At 70.9% G+C, this 26,355-nt stretch carries 26 protein-coding genes and 1 pseudogene; 6 read left to right on the forward strand and 21 right to left on the reverse strand.

Features of this window, described 5'->3' with window-relative positions; all coding sequences use genetic code 11:
* Positions 1–360: 360 nt before the first annotated feature.
* The 3 genes from FV233_RS18420 to FV233_RS18430 all read right to left on the reverse strand — a co-directional run bounded on the left by FV233_RS18420 (position 361) and on the right by FV233_RS18430 (position 3,222).
* On the reverse strand, positions 361–1,353 hold the full coding sequence (locus FV233_RS18420; RefSeq protein WP_147898352.1) for a hypothetical protein: 993 nt from the start codon (positions 1,351–1,353) through the stop codon (positions 361–363).
* Positions 1,354–1,675: 322 nt separating this feature from the next.
* Positions 1,676–2,086: a peptide-methionine (R)-S-oxide reductase MsrB gene (msrB, locus tag FV233_RS18425; RefSeq protein WP_147898353.1), complete on the reverse strand. Its 411-nt coding sequence runs from the start codon at positions 2,084–2,086 to the stop codon at positions 1,676–1,678.
* A 122-nt stretch (positions 2,087–2,208) separates the two neighbouring features.
* Positions 2,209–3,222 (reverse strand): YihY/virulence factor BrkB family protein, encoded by a 1,014-nt coding sequence (locus FV233_RS18430; RefSeq protein WP_246690020.1) that lies wholly within the window; start codon positions 3,220–3,222, stop codon positions 2,209–2,211.
* 132 nt (positions 3,223–3,354) lie between these two features.
* Here FV233_RS18430 and FV233_RS18435 point away from each other — a divergent pair, with 132 nt between their 5' ends.
* The 3 genes from FV233_RS18435 (at position 3,355) to FV233_RS18445 (ending at position 5,372) form a co-directional block, all read left to right on the forward strand.
* Positions 3,355–4,386, forward strand: a complete 1,032-nt coding sequence (locus tag FV233_RS18435) for a UV damage endonuclease UvsE (protein WP_147898371.1) — start codon at positions 3,355–3,357, stop codon at positions 4,384–4,386.
* Between the two features lie 109 nt (positions 4,387–4,495).
* Positions 4,496–5,047 carry an alpha/beta hydrolase gene (locus tag FV233_RS18440; protein ID WP_147898354.1) on the forward strand — a complete coding sequence of 184 codons (552 nt, stop codon included), beginning with the start codon at positions 4,496–4,498 and terminating at the stop codon, positions 5,045–5,047.
* A gap of 94 nt (positions 5,048–5,141) precedes the next feature.
* Positions 5,142–5,372, forward strand: a complete 231-nt coding sequence (locus tag FV233_RS18445; RefSeq protein ID WP_147898355.1) for a hypothetical protein — start codon at positions 5,142–5,144, stop codon at positions 5,370–5,372.
* Between the two features lie 30 nt (positions 5,373–5,402).
* Here FV233_RS18445 and FV233_RS18450 read toward each other — a convergent pair whose 3' ends face one another.
* The 9 genes and pseudogenes from FV233_RS18450 to FV233_RS18490 all read right to left on the reverse strand — a co-directional run bounded on the left by FV233_RS18450 (position 5,403) and on the right by FV233_RS18490 (position 16,502).
* Positions 5,403–6,431: a TIGR01620 family protein gene (locus FV233_RS18450; RefSeq protein ID WP_147898356.1), complete on the reverse strand. Its 1,029-nt coding sequence runs from the start codon at positions 6,429–6,431 to the stop codon at positions 5,403–5,405.
* Positions 6,432–6,609: 178 nt separating this feature from the next.
* Positions 6,610–6,804 (reverse strand): annotated as a pseudogene (locus FV233_RS31210) (hypothetical protein); the annotation flags it as partial.
* Positions 6,805–6,859: 55 nt separating this feature from the next.
* Positions 6,860–8,305 (reverse strand): YcjX family protein, encoded by a 1,446-nt coding sequence (locus tag FV233_RS18460; RefSeq protein WP_147898357.1) that lies wholly within the window; start codon positions 8,303–8,305, stop codon positions 6,860–6,862.
* Between the two features lie 190 nt (positions 8,306–8,495).
* Complete coding sequence (locus FV233_RS18465; RefSeq protein WP_147898358.1) at positions 8,496–9,602, reverse strand: hypothetical protein; 1,107 nt, start codon at positions 9,600–9,602, stop codon at positions 8,496–8,498.
* Between the two features lie 46 nt (positions 9,603–9,648).
* Positions 9,649–10,437 (reverse strand): histidinol-phosphatase, encoded by a 789-nt coding sequence (hisN, locus tag FV233_RS18470; protein ID WP_147898359.1) that lies wholly within the window; start codon positions 10,435–10,437, stop codon positions 9,649–9,651.
* 116 nt (positions 10,438–10,553) lie between these two features.
* Positions 10,554–12,632 (reverse strand): AI-2E family transporter, encoded by a 2,079-nt coding sequence (locus FV233_RS18475; protein ID WP_147898360.1) that lies wholly within the window; start codon positions 12,630–12,632, stop codon positions 10,554–10,556.
* A 137-nt stretch (positions 12,633–12,769) separates the two neighbouring features.
* On the reverse strand, positions 12,770–14,224 hold the full coding sequence (locus tag FV233_RS18480; RefSeq protein ID WP_147898361.1) for an MmgE/PrpD family protein: 1,455 nt from the start codon (positions 14,222–14,224) through the stop codon (positions 12,770–12,772).
* A 355-nt stretch (positions 14,225–14,579) separates the two neighbouring features.
* Positions 14,580–15,872, reverse strand: coding sequence for a nicotinate phosphoribosyltransferase (gene pncB, locus FV233_RS18485; protein ID WP_147898362.1), 1,293 nt, complete (start codon positions 15,870–15,872; stop codon positions 14,580–14,582).
* 126 nt (positions 15,873–15,998) lie between these two features.
* Positions 15,999–16,502, reverse strand: coding sequence for a pyridoxamine 5'-phosphate oxidase family protein (locus FV233_RS18490; protein ID WP_147856598.1), 504 nt, complete (start codon positions 16,500–16,502; stop codon positions 15,999–16,001).
* A gap of 128 nt (positions 16,503–16,630) precedes the next feature.
* Between FV233_RS18490 and FV233_RS31215 the strand changes: the two genes are divergently transcribed.
* Positions 16,631–16,930, forward strand: a complete 300-nt coding sequence (locus FV233_RS31215; protein ID WP_147898363.1) for a hypothetical protein — start codon at positions 16,631–16,633, stop codon at positions 16,928–16,930.
* Positions 16,931–16,946: 16 nt separating this feature from the next.
* Here FV233_RS31215 and FV233_RS18500 read toward each other — a convergent pair whose 3' ends face one another.
* Positions 16,947–17,465 (reverse strand): GNAT family N-acetyltransferase, encoded by a 519-nt coding sequence (locus FV233_RS18500; protein ID WP_147898364.1) that lies wholly within the window; start codon positions 17,463–17,465, stop codon positions 16,947–16,949.
* On the reverse strand, positions 17,462–17,779 hold the full coding sequence (locus tag FV233_RS18505) for a DUF1778 domain-containing protein (protein WP_147898365.1): 318 nt from the start codon (positions 17,777–17,779) through the stop codon (positions 17,462–17,464). Before FV233_RS18505 ends, FV233_RS18500 begins: the two co-directional genes overlap by 4 nt.
* A gap of 175 nt (positions 17,780–17,954) precedes the next feature.
* Here FV233_RS18505 and apbC point away from each other — a divergent pair, with 175 nt between their 5' ends.
* Together apbC and mobA are read left to right on the forward strand one after the other, a co-directional pair.
* Positions 17,955–19,103: an iron-sulfur cluster carrier protein ApbC gene (gene apbC / locus FV233_RS18510; protein ID WP_147898366.1), complete on the forward strand. Its 1,149-nt coding sequence runs from the start codon at positions 17,955–17,957 to the stop codon at positions 19,101–19,103.
* A gap of 10 nt (positions 19,104–19,113) precedes the next feature.
* Positions 19,114–19,740, forward strand: coding sequence for a molybdenum cofactor guanylyltransferase MobA (gene mobA, locus FV233_RS18515; RefSeq protein WP_281408004.1), 627 nt, complete (start codon positions 19,114–19,116; stop codon positions 19,738–19,740).
* Between the two features lie 8 nt (positions 19,741–19,748).
* On the opposite strand, the gene FV233_RS18520 is transcribed toward mobA, so the two are convergent.
* The 7 genes from FV233_RS18520 to FV233_RS18550 form a co-directional block, all read right to left on the reverse strand.
* Complete coding sequence (locus FV233_RS18520) at positions 19,749–20,636, reverse strand: EamA family transporter (RefSeq protein ID WP_147898367.1); 888 nt, start codon at positions 20,634–20,636, stop codon at positions 19,749–19,751.
* Positions 20,637–20,736: 100 nt separating this feature from the next.
* Positions 20,737–21,198 (reverse strand): peptidylprolyl isomerase, encoded by a 462-nt coding sequence (locus FV233_RS18525; protein WP_147855449.1) that lies wholly within the window; start codon positions 21,196–21,198, stop codon positions 20,737–20,739.
* Between the two features lie 66 nt (positions 21,199–21,264).
* On the reverse strand, positions 21,265–21,762 hold the full coding sequence (locus FV233_RS18530) for a hypothetical protein (RefSeq protein WP_147898368.1): 498 nt from the start codon (positions 21,760–21,762) through the stop codon (positions 21,265–21,267).
* Positions 21,763–21,772: 10 nt separating this feature from the next.
* Positions 21,773–22,321 (reverse strand): peptidylprolyl isomerase, encoded by a 549-nt coding sequence (locus tag FV233_RS18535; protein WP_147855447.1) that lies wholly within the window; start codon positions 22,319–22,321, stop codon positions 21,773–21,775.
* 27 nt (positions 22,322–22,348) lie between these two features.
* Positions 22,349–22,852 carry a pantetheine-phosphate adenylyltransferase gene (coaD, locus tag FV233_RS18540; protein ID WP_147855446.1) on the reverse strand — a complete coding sequence of 168 codons (504 nt, stop codon included), beginning with the start codon at positions 22,850–22,852 and terminating at the stop codon, positions 22,349–22,351.
* A gap of 62 nt (positions 22,853–22,914) precedes the next feature.
* Positions 22,915–25,701, reverse strand: coding sequence for a DNA gyrase subunit A (gene gyrA / locus FV233_RS18545; RefSeq protein WP_147855445.1), 2,787 nt, complete (start codon positions 25,699–25,701; stop codon positions 22,915–22,917).
* Positions 25,702–25,877: 176 nt separating this feature from the next.
* Positions 25,878–26,168 carry a hypothetical protein gene (locus tag FV233_RS18550; RefSeq protein ID WP_147898369.1) on the reverse strand — a complete coding sequence of 97 codons (291 nt, stop codon included), beginning with the start codon at positions 26,166–26,168 and terminating at the stop codon, positions 25,878–25,880.
* Between the last annotated feature and the right edge of the window lie 187 nt (positions 26,169–26,355).

The raw sequence follows: 26,355 nt of genomic DNA on the forward strand, positions 1-26,355 counted from the left end.
GCTGAGAGCCACCGACGCGGGCACCGCCCCGTCCCCCGAGCCCGCCGGTCAGCCACCGGACGGACCCCCGAGGAGCGCCGCGGGATCGCTCTCGAAGCGCCGAAGGACAGGTGACGGCTAATGAGCACAAAGTAGGAACATTGTCAAGGGCTGCGCGCGGGTCGATCGGCCCGCATTCGCGCGCGCAGGAAGCGCAGGGGGCCGCTCCGCCCCAAGCGCGCGCCGCATCGGGTTGCTTGGCTGCGCTCGCAAGGCCGGTGGAGCGTCGTTGCGCCGGAAACCTCATGAAGGCCCCACGGCGCGCAGCAAAAAGGCCGCGGTGGCGCCCTGTCCCCGCGGCCTTCTCGATGGATCGGTCGATCAGGTCTGCTGCTGCGTCCGGCGAGGGCGCACGGTCCAGCGCTCGAACACGCCCGCCGACTCGTCGGCCTTCGCGTCCTTGGGCTCGGCAGTCGGCTCGGGATGCTGATGGATCGCCGCGCCGAGCGCCTGCGACAGGCTCTCGATCACGTCGTCGATGCGCGCGTCGCTGTGGATGCCGTCGTGGGCGGCGGCCGGGGCCGGTGTGGCTTCGTGGGCGGTCGGCGCCGGGTGCGCGACGGGCTCCGGCGCCGGCTCCGGCTCGGGATGGTGCTCGGGCTCCGGCGGCGGAGCCTCGGCGACGGGCGCAGGCGGTGGCTCGACGGCTTCGGGCGCCGGCGTCGGTACCGGCGGGGGCGGTGCCGCCGCCGCGGCGGCCGCAGGCGTCACGATGCGGCGCATGGCGCTCATCGCGCCGTCGTCCGACGTCTCGCTGCCGCGCGCGTTGCTGCCGTAGCGGCCGAAGCCGAACCGCGGCTCGATCAGGTCGAGGACGGCGTCGAGCGCCGCGTTGCTCAGCGGCACCTCCTCGCCGGCCGGCACGCCCTGGATGGCCAAAGCCTGGCGCTCGTAGGCCGGCTCGCTGCTGACCTCACGCCCGAACCAGTTCGGGCTCTGGAAGGCGCCCGCGTCGCCGTCATTGTCGAAGGCGACGCTGATCAGGTCGAGATTGCCCGGTGTGACGTACCGGTCGATCGTGACCTCGCGCCCGCCGAGCGTCAGCACGGTGCGGTCGTAGGCGGCCTTGCCGGGGCAGACATCCAGCAGCGCGTCGCCGTGGGCGCGCGGCACGTCGGTCCGCTCCTCGACCGGGATGCCGTCGGCGCCCTTGTTCACCAGCACCAGCTGGCAGATCTGGCCGTCGACGCGCACGTAGGAGCTGCGGCCCCCCTGGGCGACGAAGTGGCCCTCGGTGATCCGGGCTCCGCCCCGTTCCTTGCGGATCAGGCGGACCAGGGATGGCGCGACCAGGAATCGGCGAATGGTGCTCATGAACTCAAAACCCCTCCCGCTTCGTCGGCGGTGCGCCGATCCGGCGGACTGCCCTCAGGGCCGCCGGCCCGGATGGATCTGGTAAGTCGAGCCGGCAGGCGCGGCGTAAAAGCTCAGCCGCAACGCCGTATTGGCTCTCCCATAACCGCATCCATCGCCAATACCGGACGGCGACAACATGAGACGGTTAAGCGCTAAGCAAAAACACGACGAAATCAAGACCGGAGTGGGGTTGCGATTCCCCCAATTCCGGGCCTGTCCCCGATATCCCGTCTTTCGGTGCGGATTTTTCCAACCCAGGTTAAACCCGAACCAGCCAGGTTCAGGCCGCCGGCTCGAAGTTCAGCGCGGCGCCGTTCATGCAGTAGCGCAGGCCCGTGGGGGCGGGGCCGTCGTCGAACACGTGGCCGAGATGGCCCTTGCAGCGTGCGCAATGGACTTCGGTCCGGACCATCCAGTGGCTGCGGTCCACGGTCGTCTCGACGGCGCCCTCCAGCGGCTCGAAGAAGCTCGGCCAGCCGCTGCCGGACTCGAACTTGGTGCCCTGCTCAAACAACGGCTGCCCGCAGCCGACACAGGTGAACGTGCCGGGCCGCTTCTCGGCCAGCAGGCAGCTCGTGCCGGCGCGCTCGGTGCCGTGCTCGCGCAGCACCCGATACTGCTCCGGCGTGAGCTTCGCCCGCCACTCGGCCTCGCTGCGGGCATCCGGGCTGGTCGTCGCGCTATCGGCCATGAAGATCTCCCTGTTCGACGGGAGATATAGGCATCGTGCCCGGTGCTCGGCAGTCCTGCGACCCTGAAAACGGCTGCACCGGCGGCATCCTGTCGCTCACGGTTCCGCTTACGGGCCGCGCCCTATGCCGCCGCCCCCACGGTGTCGGCCATCCGGGCCCGGCGGTGTCCGAGCGGCAGGGGCGCCCCCGTGGTGGTGTCGCGGCCGGTCTGGTGCTCGAGCTCGGCGTTGATCTCGCCGCCGAGCAGCACGATGGTCGACGAGATCCAGATCCAGGTCATGAAGCCGATCACGGCGCCCAGCGATCCGTAGGTCTCGTTGTAGGTGCCGAAGCTGGCGACGTACCAGGAGAACAGCAGGGACGCGATCAGCCAGAGCAGCCCCGCCACCACGCTGCCGACGCCGACCCAACGCCAGCGGGCGTGTTCCCGGCTCGGGCCGAAGCGGTAGAGCACCGAGAGCCCGGCGAGCAGCACCAGCAGCACCGCCGGCCAGCGCAGCGCCGCGAGCAGCCACGCGCCCGAGCCGAGGCCGAGGAAGTTCAGCACGATCGGAACCACCACGATCGCGTTGAGCGCGATGATGATGAACACCAGTGCGCCCACCGTAAAGGTCAGCGAGCGGATGTTGAGCCAGAGGAAATTGCGCTTCTCCTCCTCCTCGTAGACCACGTTCAGGGCATCGAACATCGCCTTCATGGCGGCGTTGGCGCTCCACAGCGACAGCAGCAGGCTGGTGAAGAACGTGACGCTGAGGGAGCTGCTGCCCTTGGCGGCGATGCGCTTGATCTGGTCGCCGATCAGCTCCACCGCGCCGGTCGGCAGCACGGCGTGCAGCTGCGCGAGGTGCTCGTTGATGGCGTTGACGTCCGCGAACAGGCCGTAGCAGCTCACCAGCGCGGCGATCGCCGGGAACAGCGACAGCAGGGTGTAGAAGGTCACCCCGGCGGCCACCGCCAGCACCCGGTCCTTGTTGAATTCCAGGTAGACCCGGACCGCGATGTCCTTCCAGCCGGACCGGGTCATCTCGGCGGGGCTGTCGGCGGCGCGGCCGCGTTCGGGCTGGGTCGCCGCGGTGAGCTGCGCGGCGCGGCCCGCGATCGAGCGCGCGCCGACATTGATCGCCTTGTCGCGCACCGAAGCGGTCGCGTGGGACGGGACCGGCTCGACCGGCGGCTCGGGGCGTTCCGGCACGGTGGGCGTGCGCCGCCGGGCGGGCGTCGCGGCCAGCGCGATCAGCCCCGTCTCGGATTCTGCTGCAAGTTCGTCCTGGACGAGCCGCCCGGCACCTACGCCACTCTCAAGGCGGAGCGCGAGGCGACGCTCCACATGAACCTGACCAGCGTGACCATGGCCCATCTCGCCAAGCTGGAGCCCGTTTCCCGGCGGGCGAAGCTCACCGGTCTCGTCGCGCACAATCTCGACGCGCTGGCCCGGCAGATCGCCTGGGTCGGGGCGCGGCCGCCGATCGAGCGCCTGCTGCGCATGGCGAGCAACGTCCTGCCCGGCTACACCCACGCCATCGCGCGCGACATCTACGCCGAACCCGAGGTGGCGGCCCTGGTCGAGCGCGGGCTGGCGGAGGCCGGGGCGCTGGCGCGCCGGCTCGGCGTGCGCCTGAGCTTCCACCCGGGCCCGTTCTGCCTGCTGGCGAGCCGCAACCCGGCGGCCATCGCCAACGGCCTGTCGGAGCTCGATTACCACGCCGAGATCTTCGACCGCATGGGCTACGGCGGCGGCTGGCATCCCCACGGCGCCCACATCAACATCCATGTCGGCGCCGGCGACCCGGGGGTGGCGGGGTTCCGCGAGACCCTGCCCCGGGCAAGCCAGGTGGCGCGCGACCTCATCACCGTCGAGAACGACGAGAACGTCTTCGGGGTCGAGGCGGTGCTCCAGCTCGCCGACCTCGTGCCGGTGGTGCTCGACCTGCACCATCACTGGGTCCAGAGCGGCGGCGCGTATCTCGAGCCCGACGATCCCCGCATCGCCCGGGTGCGGGAGTCCTGGCGCGGGGTGCGGCCGGTGGCCCATATCAGCGTCTCGCGCGAGGCGGTCTCGGCCGCGTGCGACCCGGACGCCCTGCCCGACTTCCCGGCGCTGCGCGCCGCCGGCCACGCGGTCCGGGACCTCGCCGCCCATTCCGACATGATGTGGAACCGGGCCGTGAACGACCTCGTCGCCCGCCACATGGTCTGGGCCGATTTCGAGATCGAGGCTAAGGCCAAGAACCACGCCTCGACCCAGATCGCCCGGCACATCACCGATCCGGCCCGGGCGGCGCCGATCGCCGCCGAGTGACGGGCGGTCTCGACGCCCCGGACGCGCGGCTGCGCTAGCGCCTTGTTCGCGCATGATGATTTCGGAAAACCGGATTCCCCTTTTCCGCATCATGCGCTAGGCAGCCGGCATGAAGACCGCCGATTGCGACATCCTCATCGTCCCGGGGCTCGGAGGCTCGGACGAGGACCACTGGCAGGCCCGCTGGGCCGGGCGCCTCGCCACCGCGCGGGTGGTCGCCCAGGACGACTGGCACGCGCCGACCCCCGAGGCCTGGTGCGGGCGGATCGCCGAGGCGGTGGCGGCCGCGACCCGGCCGGTGATCCTGATCGCCCACAGCCTCGGCGTCGTCGCCTGCGTCGCCGCGGCGCCGCGCTTCGCCCCGGGGGTGGTGCGCGGCGCCCTGTTCGTGGCCTGCCCGGATGTCGAGGAAGCGCCCGACCTGCCCGAAGCGGTGCGCGCCTTCGCGCCGATGCCCCGGGATCCCCTGCCCTTCCCGTCGCTCCTGATTGCCAGCCGCACCGACCCGTATTGCACCTACGACCGGGCCGACGATTTCGCCCATAGCTGGGGCTCTCTGACGGTCGATGCCGGCGAATCGGGCCACATCAACGTCGCCAGCGGCCACGGGCCATGGCCCGAGGGGCTGATGCGGCTCGCCGGGTTCATGAAGGGGCTGTAGGCGCTGCGCCTCGCGTTAACGCGCCGTTTACCCTCGCGGCCTCCAGTGTCGGCTTGGGCGGTCCTTCGCCCCGAAGGCGCCCCTGGAGAGCACCGTGACGCGTAAAGAGCTTCTGGAACGACTCGACGCGGTCCAGGCCGCCCTCGGCCCCCGGGCCCACATCAACTTCAACAGCTCGCTGTTCAACGACGCCGCGCTCCTGAAGCGCATCGAGGCCTTCGAGGCGAAGGTCGGCGAGGTCGAGAAGCCCAAGGTCGCCGACTACACCGGCAACATGTTCACGCGCATCGCCAATCGCCGCGCCGCCACGGCCGCCGTCAAGTAGCCGTCCGGCCTATCAAGCAGCCGGTCCGGCTTATTTCGATTCGGGCTCTGCCGCGCGCAGCAGCTCGCCCGCCACGTCGGCGAGGCGCGGCGGGGCTTCGCGCACGAAAGGCAGCGGCCGGCAGACATTGAGCGCGGCCAGCCCGAATCGGGCGGTCATCAGCCCGTTCAGCACGCCCTCCCCCAGCTTGGCCGAAACCCGGGCGGCGATCCCGAGCCCCAGCACCTGCTGCATCACGCTCTCGCCCACCGCCATCCCGCCCGTGATGGTGAGATGCGCCAGGGCCGCCCGCGCCAGCCGCAGGAAGCCTAGGAAGCCCGGGCGGCCGCCGTAGATGGCCGCGATCCGGCGCAGCAGCCGGACGGCGGCGAAGACCACGAACGCGACATCAACGATCGCCCGCGGCGACAGTGCCGTCACCGCCGAGACCTGCTTGGCGGCGGTCGCGATGGCGTTGCGCGCCTGCCGGTCGAGGCCGGCCAGCAGCTCGTGCTCGGCCAGCCCGATCCGGTCGTCCACGTCGAGGATCGCGTCGGCGGCGGCGTCGATCCGGGCGCGGCCCGGGGCCAGGACATCGCGGTCGGCGTAGAAGGCCGAGAGCGCCTGCACCACCGCCTGCGCGCCGGTATGGTCGCGGGTGGCGAGCGCATCGACCGCCGATTGCCGCAGCCGCTCGATCTTCCGCTCGCGCCGCAGCCCAGCCAGCTCCCGGACGATGATCGCCAGGAGTGCCAGCCCGGCGAGCCCCAGCAGCGCGAGCGCCACCCAGCCGAGCCAGGGCGCGGCCTGGAACAGGTCGGCGATCATCCGCTCGATCGACAGGCCGATCCCCAGCGAGACCAATCCGCCGGCCGCCGACAGGAACAGCGTCCCCCAGGGCGAGCGCCGGCGCGGCGCCACCGGCACCGCGACGCCGTCGGCCGCATCGACGATCTCGAACGGCTCCTCGACGATCCGGGCCTGCTCCGGCCGGGCCGCGAGCGGCGTCGTCGCCACGCCCGGCCCGGGCGGCGGCTCGGGATTGATCCGGAAGGCGCGGGGTTTTTGGCCTGAGGACATGGCTTACGGCCTCCCGAGAGGGTTTTTCGGTTTTGCCCTCACGGCGGTGGGCTGTTGGAGCCGGTCGGCGTAGATGCGCCGGGTGCGGTCGCCGAGGTGGGCTGCCGGGCCCATCTGTCGGGCCGTGGATCGTCGGCAGGCTTGCGGTCGATGCCTCAACGTCGACGCGTAAGCGGGTGTCCCCTCGCCCCGCTTGCGGGGAGAGGGCCGCGACGACCTCGTCGTCGGCGCGGCGAGGCGGCAGCCGAAGGTGAGGGGGCGGCTCCGAATGAGTCTCATCCGTTCGCGCCCCCTCACCGCCGCTCCGGCTTCGCCTCTCGCTTCCCGCACGGACGACGAGGTCCGTGCGGGCCTCTCCCCGCGCGCGGGGAGAGGGGAACCCGCGCCTCGTCCGGCTCCTGTGGCATCCCGGAAAGCCACCCTCCCCATCACCCGAGCCTGTCGCCGATCAGAAACTGCATCGCCCGGTCGAGGCGGATCTGCGGCAGGTGGCCGGGGCGGCCGAGGCCGTCGGGGCGGATCAGCGGCGGGCGGAAGCGGGGGAAGCGCAGCGAGCCCGGGGCGACGGCGCCTTCCAGCACGGCTTCCGCGCGGGCCGGCAGCTCGCCCGGGAACACCGCGGCCTCGCTCTCACCGTCGAACACCTCGTCGCCCACCGTCTCGCCGGCCTCCGGCGTCCCGGCGACCGCGCGTAAAATCTCGGGGCCGTCATGGACCGTGGTCTCGCGAGTGGCGCGCACGGAGGCGAGCGCCACCGTGCCGACCCGGGCGCCCGCGGCCTCGGTGCGGCGCATCGAGCGGGAGACCAGCAGGCGCAGCAGCGCGTCGAGCCGGTCGTGGCTGGTCTGGTGGAGGTGGTCGGCCTTGGTGGCGGCGAACAGCACTCGGTCGGCCCGGGGCGCGAACAGCTTCGACAGCACCGTATTGCGGCCGATGTTGAGGCTGAGCAAAACCGCGTCCAGCGCCTCCTCCAGCTCGGCCAGGGCGGTGGCGCCAGCGTCCACCGCGGCGAGCACGTCCACCAGCACGATCTGTCGGTCGACCCGCTGGAAATGGTCGCGGAAGAACGGCGTAACGACCTTGGCCTTGTAGGCCTCGAAGCGCCGCTCCATCAGCCCGGCGAGGCTGTCGGGGGCGATGCTGCCGGTGAGATTGTCGAGCGGCGCGAAGGTCAGGGCCGGCGAGCCCGCGAGGTCGCCGGGCATCAGGAAGCGGCCCGGTGGCGTCGTGGCGACCGATTCCGGGCCGGCGCGCAGGGCCGCCAGATAGGCCTTGAACGCGTCGCTGGCCCGCTCGGCGGCGACCTCGTCGAGGGGGCCGTTGGGATCGAAGCCCTTGAGCGCCTCGAGCCACGGCGCCGCCACGGCGCTCCGGCCGGGCCGGCGGGTGCCGTTGATCGTCGCCCGCGACCACGCGGTGTAGCCGGTCTCGATCAGGGCGAGGTCGAGGAGCCATTCGCCGGGATAATCGACCACGTCGAGCATCAGGGTCGCCGGGCCGCTGCGCCAGCCGGCGGCGCGCTCGTAGGCGATCTCCAGGCGGAACTGGCTGATCCGGTCGGTGGAGCGCGGCCAGCGCCGGGCCTCGGTCAGCGTCGCGAAATGCTCCTCGAAGGGAAAGCGCGGCACGTCGTCGTCGGGCTGCGGCACCAGCCGGGCGCGGCGCAGGCGGCCCTCCTGCGCGGGCGCGAAGGCCGGCAGGGCGTGCGCCTCCACGAGGTGGTGGATCAGCGCCGTGGTGAACACGGTCTTGCCCGAGCGCGCGAGCCCGGTGACCCCGAGCCGCAAGGTCGGCTGGATCAGCAGGTCGTGCGAGGCTTCGGCGAAGGCTTTGACGGCCGAGCCGGCGCGTGCGGCAAGGTCGGTCAGGGGCACGGGCGGGCTCGTCGTCTGGGAAAAGAGGCGGGGCACAGGTGGCGCGGTTCGGCCCGAACCGCAAGGCTTGCCCCGGGACCGGGTTTCCAAAGGGCTCAGCCCTTTGGCGGGGTTCGGGGACGGAGCCCCTGAGAGACCCGGGCACTGCCCCGGACCCGCAAAAGGTCGAAGACCTTTTGAAACCATGACTTTACGGGGTGGGCTTCAGGCGCGCGATGGCGGCCTCGACGAGGTCCGGGCTGGCCCGGAGCGTGCCGAGTTCCACCGCCGACATGGCGAGCATCACCGGCGCCAGATTCGGTCGCGGCGCGCCGTCCGGCCCGAATAGGTCGAGGTCGTCGGTCGGCTTCAGCCCGACGCTGCCGCTGATCTTCGCGGCATAGGCCTGGATCCGGACCTCGTCGCCCGTGCAGAGCGGGGCCGGCAGACGCAGGTCGAGGAAGGGCAGTCCGGAGGCGATGGCGGGCAGGAGCGCCGATTCCGCGACCATCCGGTCGGGGCTCGGAACCTTGCGGTCGAGGAGCGCGGCCGGATCCGCGGCGCCGCGGGAGAGCGAAGGTGCCGCCGGGGACGCGATGCCGGCGGCGATGTGGGGCACCGGCTGGAGCGTCGCGACGCGGGACACGCGGGGGGCGGCCGGACGGGCCCCCGCCCGCCCGGCCATCCGGGCGAGTGGGGACCAGGGCTGCACCCGCAGGGCCTTGCCCCGGGCCCGGGACACGCCGCCCGGCCTATGCGAGGCCAGGAAGCGAGCGCGCAGGGTCCGGCCGAGCCCCCGGGGCGCCAGGTTCGCCGAGACCGCCGGCGTGGCGACCCCGGTCGCACCCCCCCTGCCCGCCCGGGCCGGCATCGCGACGCGGCACTCGGAAGGCGCCCAGCGGCGCACGATCGCGAGGGCGTTGCGCCGGTTGTAATCGCGGACGTAGCGGCGCAGCAAACTAGCGGCGGCGTCCGCCCCGTCCGCCATTGTGGCGAAGGCGGTGTGGCCCTCGGCGTCGGCCCCGATCTCCCCAGACCAGCGGGCGGACTTGATGCACCAGCCGTTGTTCAGCCGGACGCAGCGGGCGACGTAGGGCGGGTTCTCGGCGAGCCGGGCGGTCAGCGCCAGGGACCGCGGCAGCAGGTTGTCGCCGGCCTGCGCGTGCCAGTTGGACACCGACCGGGTGGCGGGATCGAAGCGCGGCGGGGCGGCCTCGGCCGGTGCCGCTGCCATCGGTGGCGCGGCCAGCAGCGCAGCCGTGCGATCCTCCACGGCCGGCACGAGGGCCGCCAGCAGCACGAGGGCGTTCAGCAGCACGCGGGCGGGCTCCCACGGTCGCGACCCTCCGCGGAACGGCGCTGCATCACGGGTTCAACACCTTCAAGACCGCCTCGTGGAGGCGCGGGTCGGCCGCCGCGACGATGCGCCCGCCGCCCGCGGCCGGGCCGCCGTCCCAGGCGGTGACGCGCCCGCCCGCGCCCTCGACGATCGGGATCAGCGCGACGATGTCATAGGGCTTCAGGCCGGCCTCGACCACGAGGTCGATCTGGCCGGCGGCGAGCATGCAGTAGGCGTAGCAATCGGTGCCGTAGCGGGACATCCGCACGCGGCCCTCCAGGTCGCGGAAACGGTCGGCCTCCTCGCCGTCCGCGAACAGGCGCGGGTCGGTGGTGGCCAGGATCGCCTGGTCCAGCGCGGCGCAGCGGCGACCGCGCAAGGTGCGCTCGCCCGCCGGGCCGCGCAGGCGGGCGTTGCGGCCGTCGCCGGTGAAGCGCTCGCCAAGATAGGGCTGGTGCATCAGCCCGCGCACCGGCACACCGTTGCGGGTGAGCCCGATCAGCGTGCCCCAGGTCGGCAGCCCGGCGATGAAGGCGCGGGTCCCGTCGATCGGGTCGAGCACCCAGACGCACTCGGCGTCGGTGCGCTCGGAGCCGAACTCCTCGCCCAGGATACCGTGGCCCGGGAAGGTCTGGGCGATCATCCTGCGGAGCACGGTCTCGGCCGCGCGGTCGGCCTCGGTGACCGGATCGAACGGCGCGCCGCCCCGCGCCTTGTCGTCGAGGCCGAACGCGGCACGGAAGAACGGCAGGATCGCCTGGCCGGACGCCTCCGCGAGATCGTCCATGAACCGCCCGAGTTCGACGACGCTCATCGGCCCTGCCCCCTGCTGTGCCCGAGACCCGATAGGGGCCCGACCGGCACGCGACGAAACCGGGGCCGGCCCCCGGCCGTCAAGCCCCGTCGCCCCAAGCTCCTCCGCCTCAAGCCTCAAGCCTCCGCCGGTTCCGGGAGTCGCGCCTCGGCGCCGGCCTCGGGCGCGGCCGTGCCCGCGATATCCGCCTGCACGGCGGCCAGCACCGCTTCGAGGGCCTCGCGCAGGGACGCGACCTGCCCGGACGCCTCGGTCGAGCCTTCCGGCGCGCGCGCCACCCGGTCCGACTGGCCGTTCTGGGCCAGCCACAGGCCGAGCAGGACCGGCACGCCGGGCATCCGTGCCTGCAGCCGCCCGACCAGCCGGCGCAGGTGCGTCGGCTCGCCGTTCAGCGCCAGCGAGACCACGCAGGCCATCCGGGCCGGACCCGGCTCGAACCGCTCGATCCGCGCCGTGGCGGCATCAGAGAACGGCACCGTGCGGACGCCGATGCCGCGCTTCTCCAGGATCTGGGCCAGGATCGCGGCCGCGGCGCCATCGAGGAAGCCGCGTCCGGAGATGCAGAGGACCGCGCCCGCGCGGGTCCAGGCCTCCGGCAGCGCATCCGGGGCCGGGCCGACCGGCATCGGGCTGCAGGCGTGCTCGCCGCCCTCCCCCGTGCTCTCGGCGGTGGCGTCGCCGCGCTCGGACAGGTCGGCGATCAGCTCGCCCAGGGCGGTGCGCATCGCGCCCTTCTGCTGGGCGGTCAGCACGCCCCGCGCCGCGTCGCGGGCGGCGAGTTCGAGGGCCTTCAGCACGACCTCGTCGTAGTAGGACGAGAGCGAGCATTGCTGCAGGATCAGCTCGGCATGGCCCAAAACCTCCTCGGAATCGCCGGCCAGGATGCGCTGGTAGAAGTTCTGCACCGGCGTCAGCGCCGGCCGGTCGCCGAACAGCACGTCCAGGAATTCCAGGTGCTCGACGTGCCGTCCCAGCACCACCAGGCAGACGGTGAGCGGCGTCGAGAGAAGCAGGCCTACGGGCCCCCATAGCCAGGTCCAGAACAGGGCCGAGACCAGCACCGCGAGGGGCGAGAGCCCGGTGGACTGGCCGTACACGATCGGCTCGAACACCTGGCCGGTCAGCGGCTCCAGGATCAGGAACAGGATCGTCACCGCGATCATCATGTTCCAGCCGGGATCGACCGCGGCGGCGAGGGTAATCGGCAGGATCGCCGACAGGAACGCGCCGATATAGGGCACGAACCGCATCAGCGCCGAGAAGATCGCCCACAGCACCGGGTTCGGCACGCCGATGACGTACAGGCCGATCCCGATCACGACCCCGAAGGCGGTGTTGAGGGCGAGCTGCACCACGAAGTAGCGGCTGAGGCGCCCGGCCGCGTCGTCGATCGCCCCGGTGGTACGGTGCAGGTCGCTGGAGCCGGCGAGCCGGATCATGCGGTCGCGCAGGTCCTCGCGCTGCATCAGGACGAACAGCAGCACCACGAAGACGATGCCCACCGTGGCGAGCGGCTGCATAACCGGCGACAGCAGGGTGCCGAGCGTCTCGAGCGGTCCCGGCTGGGTCGCGGTCATCTCGACCAGGACGGGTTTTGGGCCGGGCGCGCCCTGGTCCAGCGCGGACCCTTGCGACGACCCTCGCGACGACCCCTGCGCCGGCTCGGAGGCCGGCGGGGCGGGGCGTGCGGGCTCCTGCCCGCCCGGCGCCTTCGCAGGCTCCTTGCCCGCCTCCGCTTCCTTGCCGCCGGCGTGGAGCGCCCGACCGATATTCGCGACGTAGTCGGTGATGTGGCCCACCGGCGAGGTCCGTAGCCCCTCGATCTTGCGCTCGATGGTGGTGCGGTAGCGCGGGATGTCGCCGGCGAGGTCAGCCGCCTGGATGCCGATCAGCGTCGCCAGGGCGGCCACGATGCCGAGCGTCAGAAGCACGCTCACGCCCACCGCCACCAGCCGCGGCAGGCGCAGGCGCCGCAGGCGGTTCACCAGCGGTGTCAGCACGAAGGAGAGGAGCAGCGCGATCGCGATCGGGATGAAGATCTCGCGGCCGAAATACAGCACCGCCACGATGGTGGCCCCGACCAGGATCGGCGAGGCCATCGCGGCCCGCGGGGTCTCGGCCGCGGCGACGCGCGTGGGACGCGGCGCAACCAGCGCGCGCTCGGGCTGCGCCCCGACCGGGCTTCTCGTTCCCATGCTGCGATCCACGCCCCGAACGCCACAGGCGGGCGCCCACCGGGGTCGCGGGGCCTCGCGGCATGGGAACGGCACGGGGTCGGAAAACGATCCCGCGCGGCTCGCGGATCCGTGAGCGAGGGTTGCAGCTGCCCCGCTTACGCCCCCTGAACCCCGGCCCGGGCCACCTCGCCCACGTCCTTCAACTCGGGGAGAGACCAGCACATCTGCATCACCCGCCTGGCCTGGGCCTCCGGCAGAACCCCGGCGGCGAGGTCGGTGAACTTCGCCTCCAGCTGCGCGTCCGACATCGGCGTCTCGACGCTGCCGATCGCGTGCTCGATCCGGCGGTGGAAGTTCCGTCCATCGGTGAGCGTCACGGTCATGTCGACCTGGGCGGCGTCGATGCCCGGCGTGATCACCGGCACCACTTTCTGGCGCAAAGCCACCACGCGCGGGTCGTTCACGGCCCGGTCGCTGAACTGCTTCTCGCCGCCCGCGCCCTCCACGAGGGCGATCGCGGCCGCGTGGTAGATGCTGAACTTGCCCTCCAGGCCGGTCTTCGGCGCAGTCTTGCCGGTCAGCTCCAGCACCAGCGGGTGGACCTTGAGGTCGACCCGGGCGATGTCCTCCGGCCGGACGTGGTCCTGGTCGCGGATCTGCACGCCGGCATCGATCGTCGGGTGCATGACGATACCGCAGGCGAACGGCTTGTAGGTGTTGAGCAGGGCCTCGTAGCGGGTGCCGAGGCCGTCGGTGATCTCGGACCAGTCCTGCTTGGTCGAGATGGTGTTGGCCCAGCCGCGCTTGGCCTCGATCATGCCGTCCGAGGAGGTGAAGCCCTTGGCGGCCAGGATCGCCGCGAACAGGCCGTTCGAGGCCGCCCGGCCCGGGTTGAAGCTCTTGTTCATGGAGCCGAACGATTCGCGCAGGCCCACCGGCTGCGAGGCGGCGAGCCCCAGCGCGTAGACCATCTGCTGCTCGGTGAGCCCCATCAGCTTGCCGACGGCCGCAGCGGCGCCGAACGGCCCGCAGGTGCCCGTGATGTGCCAGCCGGCATCGTAGTGGTTCGGGTAGACCGCGTTGCCGATCCGGCACTCGGTCTCGATCCCGACCACCAGCGCGTCGAGGAAGTCCCGGCCCGAGACCGGCTTCATCTGGGCATAGGCCAGGATCGCCGACGCGACCGGGCCGGCTGGGTGGATGATCGTCTTGAGGTGGGTATCGTCGAAGTCGAAGATGTGGCTCGCCACGCCGCTCAGGAAGGCGGCGTTCATGATGTCGAACCGCTCCGACCGGCCGAACAGCCCGGCCTGCGGCGGCCCCGAGAACGGCTGCAGCGCCGAGACCGCCACGTCCACGGTCTCGTGGTGGGAGCCGCCGATCGCCACACCGACCCAGTTGAGGAAGCTGCGCACGCCCTCACGGCGGACATTCTTCGGCAGGGTGTCGTAGGACGAGGCCAGGATCCACTGCGCGAGGATTTTCGTGACGGGCGGCGGCGCCTTGGCGGCCGGCGTCTTCGCGGGCTCGGCGGCCTGCGCGCCTTGCACGGCCGGCGCCGCCAGGGCGAGGCTTGCGGCGCCGATGAGCGAGCGGCGATTGAAAGTCATGGCGTTCTCCCGGGGGCGAGCCGCGCTGGGCCGGCCCTGTTGGTCGACACGATACTGAATAAAATTCGGGTCTGTCAGCGGTTGTCTTTACACGCCGGTGCGGATGAAGCCCCCCTCTCAAGGGAAGCCTTGTGGCCGGCCGTCTCCGTTCGCGCGCTGCCCTTTCCCGGACGCCTCGAACGGTTGTGGAAGGTGATCCGAGACTTAGCGGAGAAAGCGCCGCGCAGCGGCACCTTTCGAACAACACGGACGCTACGCGACGCCTTGCGCCGGGTCCCTGGTCACATTCCGCTGCCGCTGCATGCGCCCGGGAAAGGGTCGCGGTTCTTATGCCGGCCGCGAAGCCGGTCCGCCCTCACACCAGCACCGGAAGCGCGTCCTGCTCGCCGATCCCAAAAACCCGGCGGTAGCGGGCGATCTCGTCCTCCGGTCCCTGCGCCTTGGTGGGGTTGTCGGACAGCTTGACGGTGGGGCGGCCGTTCGCCTCCACGACCTTGCAGACCACCGAGACCGGATCGAGCTTGCCGTCGGGCAGGAGACCCCGAAAGTCGTTGGTGAGCAGGGTGCCCCAGCCGTAGCCGATGCGCATGCGCCCGTGGAAATGGGCATGGATGCGCTCGATCTCATCGATGTCGAGCCCGTCGGAGAAGATCGCGAGCTTGTCCCTGGGATCGTAGCCGCGCTCTTGCCAGAACCGGATCACCTCCTCGCCACCCGCGATCGGGTCCTTCGAATCGATGCGGATCCCGGTCCAGTCGCTCACCCAGTCCGGGGCGTTCGCCAGGAAGCCGGTGGTGCCGTAGGTGTCGGGCAGGATGACCCGCAGGTTGCCGTCGTAATCCTCCTGCCAGTCGGCCAGCACCGCGTAGGGCGCGGCGGCAAGCGCCGCGTCGTCCTCGGCGAGCGCGGCGTAGACCATCGGCAATTCGTGGGCGTTGGTGCCCACGGGCTCGACCTCCTGCCGCGCTGCAATCAGGCAGTTCGAGGTGCCCAGGAACGCCGCGCCCAGACCCTCGGCCATCGCCTGCACGCACCAATCCTGCCAGAGGAAGCCGTGGCGCCGCCGCGTGCCGAAATCCGCCACCGACAGGTCGGGCAGCTTCTGGAGCCGCTGGATCTTCTCCCAGACTCGGGTCATCGCCCGGGCGTAGAGCACCTGAAGGTCGAGCTTGCCGAGGCCCCGCAGCACGGCGCGCGCCCGCAGCTCGTTCAGGATCGCCAGCGCCGGGACCTCCCACATCGTGGTCTCGATCCAGGGGCCGTGGAAGGTCAGCTCGTACTGGCCGTCATGGACGGCGAGTTCGTAGTCCGGCAGCTGAAAACCCTCGAACCACGCCACGAATTCCGGGCCGAGGATCCGCCCCTGGCCGCGGAACACGTTGCCGCGCAGCCAGGTCACCTCGCCCTTGCTGAGCCGGAGGCTGCGGGCATGGTCGAGTTGCTCGCGCAGCAGCCCGGCATCGACCTCGTCGGCGATGCGGATGCGCTTCGTGCGGTTGGTGATCCCGAAGGTGGTGTCGATCTGCGGATGCCGGCGCAGGATCGTCTGCGCCATCAGCAGCTTGTAGAAATCGGTGTCGAGCAGGGACCGCACGATCGGGTCGATGCGGAAGCTGTGATCGTAGACCCGCTTCGCCAGATCAATCATGTTTTTCGGACTCGTCCGCACGTCTCGCGGCGCAGAGCGCATGCCGGGCGCGGCTACGTCAAGAAGAGGGGCGGCACGTCCCCACGACGCGCCGCCCCGATACCCACGTCGCCAGATCCAAAAAAATCAGGCGAGGTCGACCTTCTTGGTCTCGGTCTTAGGGCTCTCGCCGGTGAGCGAAGCCTTCACGTAGCCGTAGAGGTGCAGCATCGTGCTGTTGGGGCTGTCCCAGTACTCGCCCTTCTCCGGGTGGACGCGGATCAGCGCGACTTCAGGATCGTTCTTGCCGTTGGGGAACCAGGTCTTCAGGCTCTCATTCCACTTCTCGTCGATCTTGGCCTGATCGCGCACGATCTCGGCCTTGCCGGCCACCGAGACGTAGGTCTGGCTCGACGGGTCGGAATAGGCCAGGTTGATCTGGTTGTCCTTGCTGATCTCGGCCGTCTTGGGCGAGTGCAGCTTGGTGAAGAACCACAGGTCGCCGTTCTCGTCGGCGTCGTTGTTCCACATCGGGCGGCTGTTGAGCGTCCCGTCGGCGTCGACGGTGGTCATCATGGCGATCTTCACGTCCTTGACCAGCTCGAACAGCTTTTTCGCGCCCTCGTGGTCGCGGTGGTTGCCCTGATGCATGAAACCGATCTCCTTAGCTTGTCGCCGACGTGGCGTTCGAGGCGCGCGAGCGGCCCCCTCCTGGGAGACCCCGCCCGCAAGTCGCCTCGACAACGGGCGAAGGCCCGCTTGGTTCAGGAGGTTTCGGGATGGTAGCGAACGGGCGGTGGCGAGCCCGCCTGGGCCTGGCGGCGCTCATCGGATCGATCTGGCTGGCGGCCGCGCCGGCCTGCGCCGAGGTGCGGTTCGGGCCAGGTGTCCGGATCGGCGGCCACGATTTTTCGGGGCGCCGTGCTGGCAGCGTCCATATCGAACGGGTGAAGCGCCTGCGCGGGCCGCTCGGATGCCGTCGTGTCCGCCACGGATTCTACCGACGCGGCGACGGCAGCGCGATGCGAGGGCCGATGGAGGAATGCAATCTCATTGCGCTTCCACCGGGGCGGCGGTGAGGCCGACGGGCACGACTCACGAATCGCTAAACAGCGTCTCGATCTCGGCCATCGGCTTGAAAAGACGGCGGGGCTGATCCGGAAGCCGAAGACAATCATGGCGTTCGTAGAACGAGACCGCTGCTTCATCCTTCGCGTCGACCACCACCGCCAGGGAGGCCGTCTCGCTTCTGAGGCAGCGCAGCAGCGCATCCAAGCGGAGAAGCGTGCCGAACCCCGTGCCGCGCCGTGTCGCGTCGACCGCCAGCCGGCCGAGCAACGTCGCCGGCAGGACGGGGTAGCGCGGCAGTTTCCTGACGAATTCCGCCGGCAATTCGGTGGCCCGGATCGCGGTGTTGGCGAGCGTATAAAAGCCCAGGATGGTGGGTTCCGGAGGCTCTAGCAGGACATACGGGGCCGCCACCCGGCGGCGCGCATCCTGACCGGCCTGCGAGCGGAGATAGCGATCGAGGGCATCGACGCCGCACGCGAAGCGGGATCGCTCGTGCCGACCGGCATCGAACAGCTCGATGATCGGTCTTGCGCCGACGGTCACGTCTTGGAGCCACCGATCAGCGTTCGGTAAGTGGCGACGCGATCCAGCATCCGCGCACTGGGTTCGCGCGGCGCGAGGAGCGCCTCCACGAAGGCGCGGGAATCCCGAACGCTGAGCTGGATTACCTCATGCTCCGCGATGGTGCGTTTGGCGGCATCCTGGACGCTCGCGAGGACGAAGTCGGTGATGCTGCGTCCTTCGAGCGCTGCGGCATGCGCGACGAGGGCCTTCTGCTCCGCCGTCACGCGGGCCTCCAACCGATCGGCCCGTCGTCGGTTCTTCGGACTGCCTTCCGACCGTCGAGCGTCGCGCATCGCCACCTCCGTACCAACCTGGAATGTACGGCCGGTGGCCGGCAATTTCGAGAGAAAACCGCTACGCGTCGCAGACAGTGGAGGGGCTCGATAGCCAGGGCGGGGTCTGGCGTTCTCGCCGGGCTTGGTTACATGCAGCGGGAACGAGACCTGCTTTCCCCCGGTGGAGGACGATTTGGCGATTACCCGCGACGACGTGCTGCGCGCGCTCCAATCCGTCACCGTCGATGCCGCCGGCACCACCCTGCCCGGCTCCGGGCGGCTCTCTCAGGTCGTGGTCGATCCCAACAACCGGGTGATGTTCTCGATCTTGGTCGATCCGAGCGAGGCCGAGCGGTTCGAGCCGGTGCGGCGGCAGGCGGAGGGGCGCATCCTGCAGATGCCGGGCGTCTCAGGCGTGTTCGCGAGCCTCACCTCCGAGCGTGGCCCTGGCATGCCTGCGCAGAGCGACGCCGCGCCCCGCCCGGTGACGCCGCCGCCGGTCGCGCCGCCGCGGCCCGGCGCGCCCCCGAACCAGGGTCCGCAGATCGCCGGCGTGCGCCACATCGTGGCGGTCGCCTCCGGCAAGGGCGGCGTCGGCAAGTCCACCACCGCTTGCAACCTCGCGCTGGCCCTGCAGGCGCAGGGGCTGAAGGTCGGCCTGCTCGATGCCGACATCTACGGGCCGTCCGTGCCGAAGCTGTTCGGCCTGTCGGGCAAGCCGACCGTGGTCGACAACAAGTCCATGGAGCCGATGGTCGGCTACGGGCTGAAGGTCATGTCGATCGGATTCCTGATCGAGCCCGAGACGGCGATGATCTGGCGCGGGCCGATGGTGCAGTCGGCCATCACCCAGATGCTGCGCGACGTGCTGTGGGGCGAGCTCGACATTCTCATCGTCGACATGCCGCCCGGCACCGGCGACGCCCAGCTGACCATGGCCCAGGCGACGCCGCTCTCGGGCGCCGTGATCGTCTCGACGCCCCAGGACCTCGCGCTGATCGACGCCCGCCGGGGCGTGACCATGTTCAAGAAGGTCGCGGTGCCGATCCTCGGTGTCATCGAGAACATGGCGACCTTCGTCTGCCCGAATTGCGGCCACGCCTCGCACATCTTCGGGCATGGCGGCGCCCGCATCGAGGCGCAGCGCCTCGGCGTGCCGTTCCTCGGCGAGGTGCCCCTCGACATGACCATCCGCGAGACCTCGGATTCCGGCCGGCCCGTGGTGGCGACCGATCCGGACGGACCCCACGCCAAGGTCTACCGCGACATCGCCGCGTCCCTGTGGGCGAACCTCTCGGGCGCCCCGGCCGGGCGCACCGCGCCGAGGATCGTCATCGAGTAGGTGTTTCCCGGTGGATCGCCCGCACCTCCTGGGCCTGATCCTCGCCGGCGGCCTCGGCCGGCGGATGGGCGGGGTCGACAAGCCACTGATGCTGATGGGCGGGCGGACGTTGCTGGAGCGCGTCGCGGAGAGGCTCGCCCCGCAATGCGGCGCCGGTCTGGCGTTAAGCGCCAACGGGGATCCGGATCGGTTCGCCGGGTTTCCGGGGCCGATCCTGCCCGATCCCGTGCCGGGGCTCCCGGGTCCCTTGGCCGGCCTGCTGGCGGGTCTGGACTTCGCCGCCGTGCGGCACCCGGACGTCACCCATGTCCTGAGTGTGCCCGGGGATGCCCCATTCCTGCCGGGCGATCTCGCCACGCGGCTCGAACCGGCCCTGCGGGACGCGCCGATCGCCCTCGCCGCCTCGGGCGCGCGCGCGCACTACACGGTGGCGCTCTGGCCGGTCGGGCTGCGGGCGGATCTGCGCCGCGCCCTGGTGGAGTGGGACGAGCGGCGGGTCGGGGCGTTCATCGCGCGCCACGGCGCGGCGACCGTCTCCTGGCCGACGGAGCCCCTGGATCCGTTCTGCAATCTCAACTCGCCCGACGACATGGCGGCTGCCGAGGCCGCGATCCTGGCCGGCCTCGGGCGCGGCTGAGCTCGGCCTCAGGCCAGGCGCGCTTGCCAGCGTGGATAGAGGATGCCGAGGGCGAGGCCCCCGAGGACGAGACCGGCCGCGCCGAGCTTCCAGCCCGGCAGCGTCTCACCGAGCCAGACGGCGGATCCGGCCATCCCGAAGACCGGTACCAGCAGCGCGATCGGGACGATGCGCGCGGCGGGGTGGCGGGAGAGCAGCCATCCCCAGACGGCGTAGCCGAACAGGGTATTGCCCACGGTTTGCCAGATCACCGCCCCCCAGGTCGCCGCATCGGCATTCTGGAGGCCGGCGCGGATCGCATCCCAGCCTTCGAGCAGGAAGGACAGCGCGAAGAGCGGCGGCGCGGAGAACAGGCTGGCCCAGACCACGTAGGGCAGCATCGCGCGGACGCCGCTGCGCTTCGCCGCGATGTTGCCGCCGGCCCAGCTCGCCGCCGCGAGGACGATGAGGCCGAGGCCAAAGGGCGTCGTGGCCCCGTCGGCATGCAGCGCGATCACGCCGATGCCGGCCGCCGCCAGTGCCAGGGCGGCCCATTGGTAGCCAAGGACCCGCTCGCCGGTGATCCAGATCGACAATCCGATCGTGAAGAACACTTGGACCTGGATCACCAGCGATGCGAGGCCGGGGGTGATGTGGCCGCGCATGGCGATGAACAAGAGCCCGAACTGCCCGGCCCCGATCAGCAGCCCGTAGGCGGCGAGATTGCGCCAGGTGACGTTGGGCCGGGGCATGAGGAACACGCCGGGGCACGCCGCCAGCGTGAAGCGCAGCGCCGCGAACAGCAGCGGCGGCAAGTGGTCGAGCCCGATCCGGATCACCACGAAGTTGGTGCCCCAGACGGCGACCACCGCGACGGCGAGGCAGAGGTCCCGAAGCGGAAGCGTGGCGGTTTCCATGGCGCGGCAACCTCACAGGCCGCGCGCGTCTTGCCAAGGGACAATCGTCCCATCGTTACGCGGACGTGTCCGCCCGGGCGGGCGGACACGTCCGGTCGTTTCAGGCCGCTTCGCCCACCGTCGCCTTGACGATCTTGTCCGGGGAGCGCGGCGGCTCGCCCTTGTTGATCGTGTCGACCACGTCCATGCCGTCCACGACCTTGCCCCAGACCGTGTACTGCTTGTCGAGGAAGCGCGCGTCGTCGAAGCAGATGAAGAACTGCGAGTTCGCCGAATGCGGGAAGTTTGTGCGGGCCATCGAGCAGGTGCCGCGCACGTGCGGCTCGGCGTTGAACTCGGCCTTCAGGTCCGGCAGCTCGGAGCCGCCCGAGCCGGTGCCTGTCGGGTCGCCGGTCTGGGCCATGAAGCCGTCGATCACCCGGTGGAACGGCACGCCGTCGTAGAAGCCCTGGGCGGCCAGCGTCTTGATCCGCTCGACATGGCCCGGGGCGAGGTCGGGGCGCAGCCCGATCACGACGCGGCCCTTGGTGGTCTCGAGGATGAGGTTTTCGGTGTCGGCCATGGTGGGTCCTTCCTGTTGGTGAGAATGTAGCGGCGCCCACCCGATCCGGCGAGCGCGGCGAAACGGTCAGGCCGGCGGCCGGTAGACGAACCGCAGGGCCACCGGCCGCCCCGCGATCGCCCGGCCGAGGCCCGGGGTGATCCGCGCCGGCATACAGCCGGCGAGCGCGTCCAGGATCGACCGCACCAGGCTGCGGCGCCGGCCGGCCTGGAAACCCGCCGCGTAGGTGATGCGCGGGGGGCCGATCAGGCTGCCGTCGCGCCGAAGCGACAGCCGCGCGGTGATCTCGATATCGGCAGCCCCGGCGTTGGGTCGCCCCAGCCCTGCCGGCGGCTGCCAGCAGGCCGCCAGCACCGGGTAGAGCTCGGCCAGGGTGTCGGCCGCCCGGGCCGGCCGATGCGCGAGCGGCACCGCGACGGTGCCCCGCAGGGTCTGCGGCAGACTCAGCGGATAACCGCCGCCCGGCGCGTACGCGAAGCCGCCATAGACTGAGCCGTCATCATAGGCGCGCGCCGTCGCCGGGGCGAGGGCGAGCGCGCCGAGGATGGCCAGCCGGTGCCACATCGGCGAGAGGCTACTTGGCCTTCTCGGCGAGCGTCATGCGGACGATCTTGTCCGGGTCCTGCACGGCGCCGCCCGGGGCACCGGGGGCGGCCTTCTTGATCCTGTCGAGCACGTCGAGCCCGTCCGTGACGTTGCCCACGACAGTGTACTGCTTGTTCAGGAACGGCGCGTCGCCGAGGCAGATGAAGAACTGCGAGTTGGCCGAGTTCGGATCCGACGAGCGGGCCATGCCCACGGTGCCGCGGCGGAACTCGGCCGTCTGCGAGAACTCGCCCGGGATGTTCGGCAGGCTGGAGCCCCCGGTGCCGTTGCCCTTCGGGTCGCCGGTCTGGGCCATGAAGCCGTCGATCACCCGGTGGAATTTTAAGCCGTCGTAGAAGCCCTGGCCGACCAGCGTCTTGATCTGCTTGACGTGCTTCGGGGCGAGGTCCGGCCGCAGCATGATGGTGATGCGCCCGTCCTTGGTGTCGAGAAAGACCGTGTTGGCGTCGGCGGCCCGGGCGGCCGGGACGGAGCCGAGCGTGAGGGCGAGCGCGAGGAGGGCGTGGCGGCGATTCATCGGGTTCCTTCCAGAAAGGTCAGAGGATCAGGCTGTGGCGGCGAAGCGCTGCCGGAGGCGGTCGGCGACGGCCGCCGGCACGAAGGGCGAGACATCCCCACCCATGCCGGCGATCTGGCGCACCAGCGTCGCGGTAATCGGGCGCGCCTGCGTCGAGGCGGGCAGGAACACGGTCTGCACCTCGGGCGCCATGGCGCCGTTCATGCCCGCGAGCTGCATCTCGTAGTCGAGATCCGTGCCGTCGCGCAGGCCGCGGATGAAGATCGACGCCCCGCAGCGCCGGGCCGCCGACACCGCGAGGTCGGCGAACGTCGCGATTTCCAGCGTCGCCCCCTCGGCCTGCGCCACCGGTCCGCAGGTCTCGGCGAGCAGGGCGGCGCGCTCCTCGGCCGAGAACAGCGGCGCCTTGCCGGGATGGACGCCGATGGCGATCACGAGGCGGTCCACCAGCCGGCAGGCTTGGCGAACCACGTCGAGATGGCCGTTCGTGACCGGATCGAACGAGCCGGCGTAGAGGGCGGTGCGGGTCATCGCGGCCCGACCTAGAGCATTTTTGCGCGGGACGGAACCTCGGGGTGTGCGGGCCGAAGCCCTCACACCTCGTCGGTGCCGCCGTCTGTGCCGCCCTCGGAGCCGTCCTCCGGGCCAGCCTCGATGCCGTTCTCCAGGCCGGCCTCGGCGCTGCCCTCGTCCTCGCCCACGATGTGCTCCACCGATACGACCTTCTCGTCCTTGGCGGTGTTGAACACGGTGACGCCCTGCGAGGCGCGGCCGACGATGCGGATGTCGTCCACCGGCACGCGGATCAGCTGGCCGCGGTCGGTGACCAGCATGATCTGGTCCGTCGCCTCCACCGGGAAGGAGCCCACGAGGCTGCCGTTGCGGTCGTTGACCCGCATGGCCGTGATGCCCTTGCCGCCGCGGCCGGAGGTCCGGTACTCGAACGACGAGGAGCGCTTGCCGTAGCCCCGCTCGGACAGGGTGAGCACGTATTGCTCGGCCCCGCCCATCTCGGCGTAGCGCTCCTGCGAGATCGCGGCGGCCTCGGTGCCGTCCTCGGCCTCGACCTCGGCGCCCTCCTCCACCTCGCCGGTGACGGCGCGGCGCATCTTCAGGTAGCCGGTCCGCTCCTCGGCGCTGGCGTCGAAGGCGTTCAGGATCGTCATCGAGATGACCCGGTCGTCCTTGGCCAGCAGGATGCCGCGCACGCCGGTCGAGTCGCGGCCCTTGAACACGCGCACGTCCTCCACGGGGAAGCGGATGCACTGCCCCATCGCGGTCGTCAGCAGCACGTTCTGGTCCGGCCGGCAGATCTCGACATGGACGATGTGATCGCCCGGATCGAGCTTCATGGCGATCTTGCCGTTGCGGTTCACCTGGACGAAGTCCGACAGCTTGTTGCGCCGGACGTTGCCGCTGGCGGTGGCGAACATGACGTCGAGCGTCTCCCAGGACGCCTCGTCCTCGGGCAGCGGCATGATCGTGGTGATGCGCTCGGAGGTGTCCTGCAATTGCAGGATGTTCACCAGCGCCTTGCCGCGGGCGTTCGGGGCGGCCATCGGCAGGCGCCAGACCTTCTCCTTGTAGGCCTGGCCCTGGCTGGAGAAGAACAGCACCGGCGTGTGGGTGTTGGCCACGAACAGGCGGGTGACGAAATCCTCGTCGCGGGTCGCCATGCCCGAGCGGCCCTTCCCGCCCCGGCGCTGGGCCCTGTAGGTCGAGAGCGGCACGCGCTTGACGTAGCCGGCATGGGACACGGTCACGACCATGTCCTCGCGGGCGATCAGGTCCTCGTCCTCGACACTCGAATCGTAGTCGACGATCTCGGTCCGGCGCGGGGTGGCGAATTGCTGCCGGACCTCGATCAGCTCGTCCGTCACGATCGCCTGGATGCGGGCGCGCGAGCGCAGGATGTCGAGATAGTCGGCGATCTCGTCGGCGAGCGATTTCAGCTCGTCCCCGACCTCGTCGCGGCCGAGCGCGGTGAGGCGCTGCAGGCGCAGGTCGAGGATGGCGCGGGCCTGGGTCTCGGACAGGCGGTAGGTGCCATCCTCGGCGACCCGGTGGCGCGGGTCGTCCACCAGCGCGATCAGCGGCGCGATGTCGTGGGCCGGCCAGTCGCGCGCCATCAGGGCCTCGCGGGCCGTGTTCGGATCCGGCGAGGTGCGGATCAGGCGGATGACCTCGTCGATGTTGGCGACCGCGATGGCCAGCCCGCACAACACGTGGGCGCGCTCGCGGGCCTTGCCGAGCAGGAACTTGGTGCGGCGGGAGACGACCTCCTCGCGGAAGTCCACGAAGGCCTGGAGCAGGTCCTTCAGGTTCATCAGCTCCGGCCGGCCGCCGTTGAGGGCGACCATGTTGCAGCCGAAGGAGGATTGCAGCGGCGTGAACCGGTAGAGCTGGTTCAGCACCACCTCAGCCATGGCGTCGCGCTTGATCTCGACCACGATGCGCATGCCGCTGCGGTCGGATTCGTCGCGCAGGTCCGAGATGCCCTCGACCCGCTTCTCCTTCACCAGCTCGGCGATCTTCTCGACCAGCGTCGCCTTGTTCACCTGATACGGGATCTCGGTGAAGATCAGCGCCTCGCGCTCCTTGCGCAGCTCCTCGACATGCGACTTGGCGCGCATGATCACCGAGCCGCGGCCGGTGGCGTAGGCCTGCCGGGTGCCGGCGCGGCCGAGGATCATCCCGCCCGTAGGGAAGTCCGGCCCGGGGACGATCTCGGTGAGCTGCTCGATGGTCAGCCCGGGATCGCCGATCAGCGCCACGCAGGCGTCGATCAGCTCACCCAGATTGTGCGGCGGGATGTTGGTCGCCATGCCGACCGCGATGCCACCGGCGCCGTTGGCCAGGAGATTCGGGAACCGGGCCGGGAGGACTTTTGGCTCCTCCCGCGATTCGTCGTAGTTCGGCTGGAAGTCGACGGTGTTCTTGTCGATGTCGGAGAGCAGTGCGGTGGCGGGCTTGGCCAGGCGCGATTCGGTGTAGCGCATGGCCGCCGGCGGATCGCCGTCGACCGAGCCGAAATTGCCCTGCCCGTCGATGAGCATCAGGCGCATGGAGAAGTCCTGCGCCATCCGCACCAAGGCGTCGTAGATCGATTGGTCGCCGTGCGGGTGGTACAGACCGATCACGTCGCCCACGATGCGGGCCGACTTGACGTATTTCCGCTCCGGCAGGTGCCCGGATTCGAAGGCGGAATAGAGGATGCGCCGGTGCACCGGCTTCAGGCCGTCGCGCGCGTCGGGAAGCGCGCGGCTCACGATCACGCTCATGGCGTAATCGAGGTACGAGCGGCGCATCTCGTCGGTGATGGAGACGGGGCGAATGTCGCTGGCGGGCGGGGGAGCGCCAGTCGGATCGGTCTCGGCCAAGGAAGTATCCGTTATCGGGCCCGGAGGGGCGGTGCTGGCGACCGTCCGGATGGCGCGCGGGGCGCCCGGACGGCCTTGCGGAACAGCAGTGATATCAGGTGGTTAAATAAGCTTTTCCGGGCCCGGACACAAGGCCGCGCCCCGGCTCGATCCGGCCGGGGCGCGCGCTGCCCGCGTCAGTAGAACGTCGGGTGCCGCGGGCCGAAATGCCGGCGATACGCGACGGGGCGCCGGTGCCAGTGATGGCGGTGCCAATGGTGGCGGCGGTGCCAGTGATGGCGCCGGTGGTGCCAGTGCCGCCGCCAGTGCCAGTGGCGCCGGTAATGCCACCGGGCGAGCTGCACCGTCGGGGCGGGGGCTGCCGCCTCGGCGGTCGCCGGGACCGGCAGGGGCGCCGCGCGCGCCGGGGCGTCGGCGAAGCCCCCGATCAGCGCAGCGAGCAGGACCAGGATAGGCCAGGGTCGCATCGTCTCTCTCCCGTTTGAGGACCCGGAGCGTCCAGCCGATCCGGGCCGGCGCGATCCGCGCGCCGTCGGCAGGAACCGCCAAGGTCGGCAAACGGTTCGATCCGGTCTGACTGCGCAGACGGTTGGGCCCTGCTGTCCCGGTTCCCTTGCGCCGGCCACCGGAAAGCCCACCTCGGTCGGAAGCACC

Origin of the sequence: Methylobacterium sp. WL7 (genome assembly GCF_008040085.1) — a bacterium.
GTDB lineage: Bacteria > Pseudomonadota > Alphaproteobacteria > Rhizobiales > Beijerinckiaceae > Methylobacterium > Methylobacterium mesophilicum.

Bases quoted from the DNA above. Each gene is read 5' to 3' on its own strand.
- FV233_RS18420 (WP_147898352.1), bottom strand. From the start codon at position 1,353: ATGAGCACCATTCGCCGATTCCTGGTCGCGCCATCCCTGGTCCGCCTG.
- msrB (WP_147898353.1), bottom strand. From the start codon at position 2,086: ATGGCCGATAGCGCGACGACCAGCCCGGATGCCCGCAGCGAGGCCGAG.
- FV233_RS18440 (WP_147898354.1), top strand. From the start codon at position 4,496: ATGAAGACCGCCGATTGCGACATCCTCATCGTCCCGGGGCTCGGAGGC.
- FV233_RS18450 (WP_147898356.1), bottom strand. From the start codon at position 6,431: ATGTCCTCAGGCCAAAAACCCCGCGCCTTCCGGATCAATCCCGAGCCG.
- hisN (WP_147898359.1), bottom strand. From the start codon at position 10,437: ATGAGCGTCGTCGAACTCGGGCGGTTCATGGACGATCTCGCGGAGGCG.
- FV233_RS18475 (WP_147898360.1), bottom strand. From the start codon at position 12,632: ATGGGAACGAGAAGCCCGGTCGGGGCGCAGCCCGAGCGCGCGCTGGTT.
- FV233_RS18480 (WP_147898361.1), bottom strand. From the start codon at position 14,224: ATGACTTTCAATCGCCGCTCGCTCATCGGCGCCGCAAGCCTCGCCCTG.
- pncB (WP_147898362.1), bottom strand. From the start codon at position 15,872: ATGATTGATCTGGCGAAGCGGGTCTACGATCACAGCTTCCGCATCGAC.
- FV233_RS18490 (WP_147856598.1), bottom strand. From the start codon at position 16,502: ATGCATCAGGGCAACCACCGCGACCACGAGGGCGCGAAAAAGCTGTTC.
- FV233_RS31215 (WP_147898363.1), top strand. From the start codon at position 16,631: ATGGTAGCGAACGGGCGGTGGCGAGCCCGCCTGGGCCTGGCGGCGCTC.
- FV233_RS18505 (WP_147898365.1), bottom strand. From the start codon at position 17,779: ATGCGCGACGCTCGACGGTCGGAAGGCAGTCCGAAGAACCGACGACGG.
- FV233_RS18520 (WP_147898367.1), bottom strand. From the start codon at position 20,636: ATGGAAACCGCCACGCTTCCGCTTCGGGACCTCTGCCTCGCCGTCGCG.
- FV233_RS18525 (WP_147855449.1), bottom strand. From the start codon at position 21,198: ATGGCCGACACCGAAAACCTCATCCTCGAGACCACCAAGGGCCGCGTC.
- FV233_RS18530 (WP_147898368.1), bottom strand. From the start codon at position 21,762: ATGTGGCACCGGCTGGCCATCCTCGGCGCGCTCGCCCTCGCCCCGGCG.
- FV233_RS18535 (WP_147855447.1), bottom strand. From the start codon at position 22,321: ATGAATCGCCGCCACGCCCTCCTCGCGCTCGCCCTCACGCTCGGCTCC.
- coaD (WP_147855446.1), bottom strand. From the start codon at position 22,852: ATGACCCGCACCGCCCTCTACGCCGGCTCGTTCGATCCGGTCACGAAC.
- FV233_RS18550 (WP_147898369.1), bottom strand. From the start codon at position 26,168: ATGCGACCCTGGCCTATCCTGGTCCTGCTCGCTGCGCTGATCGGGGGC.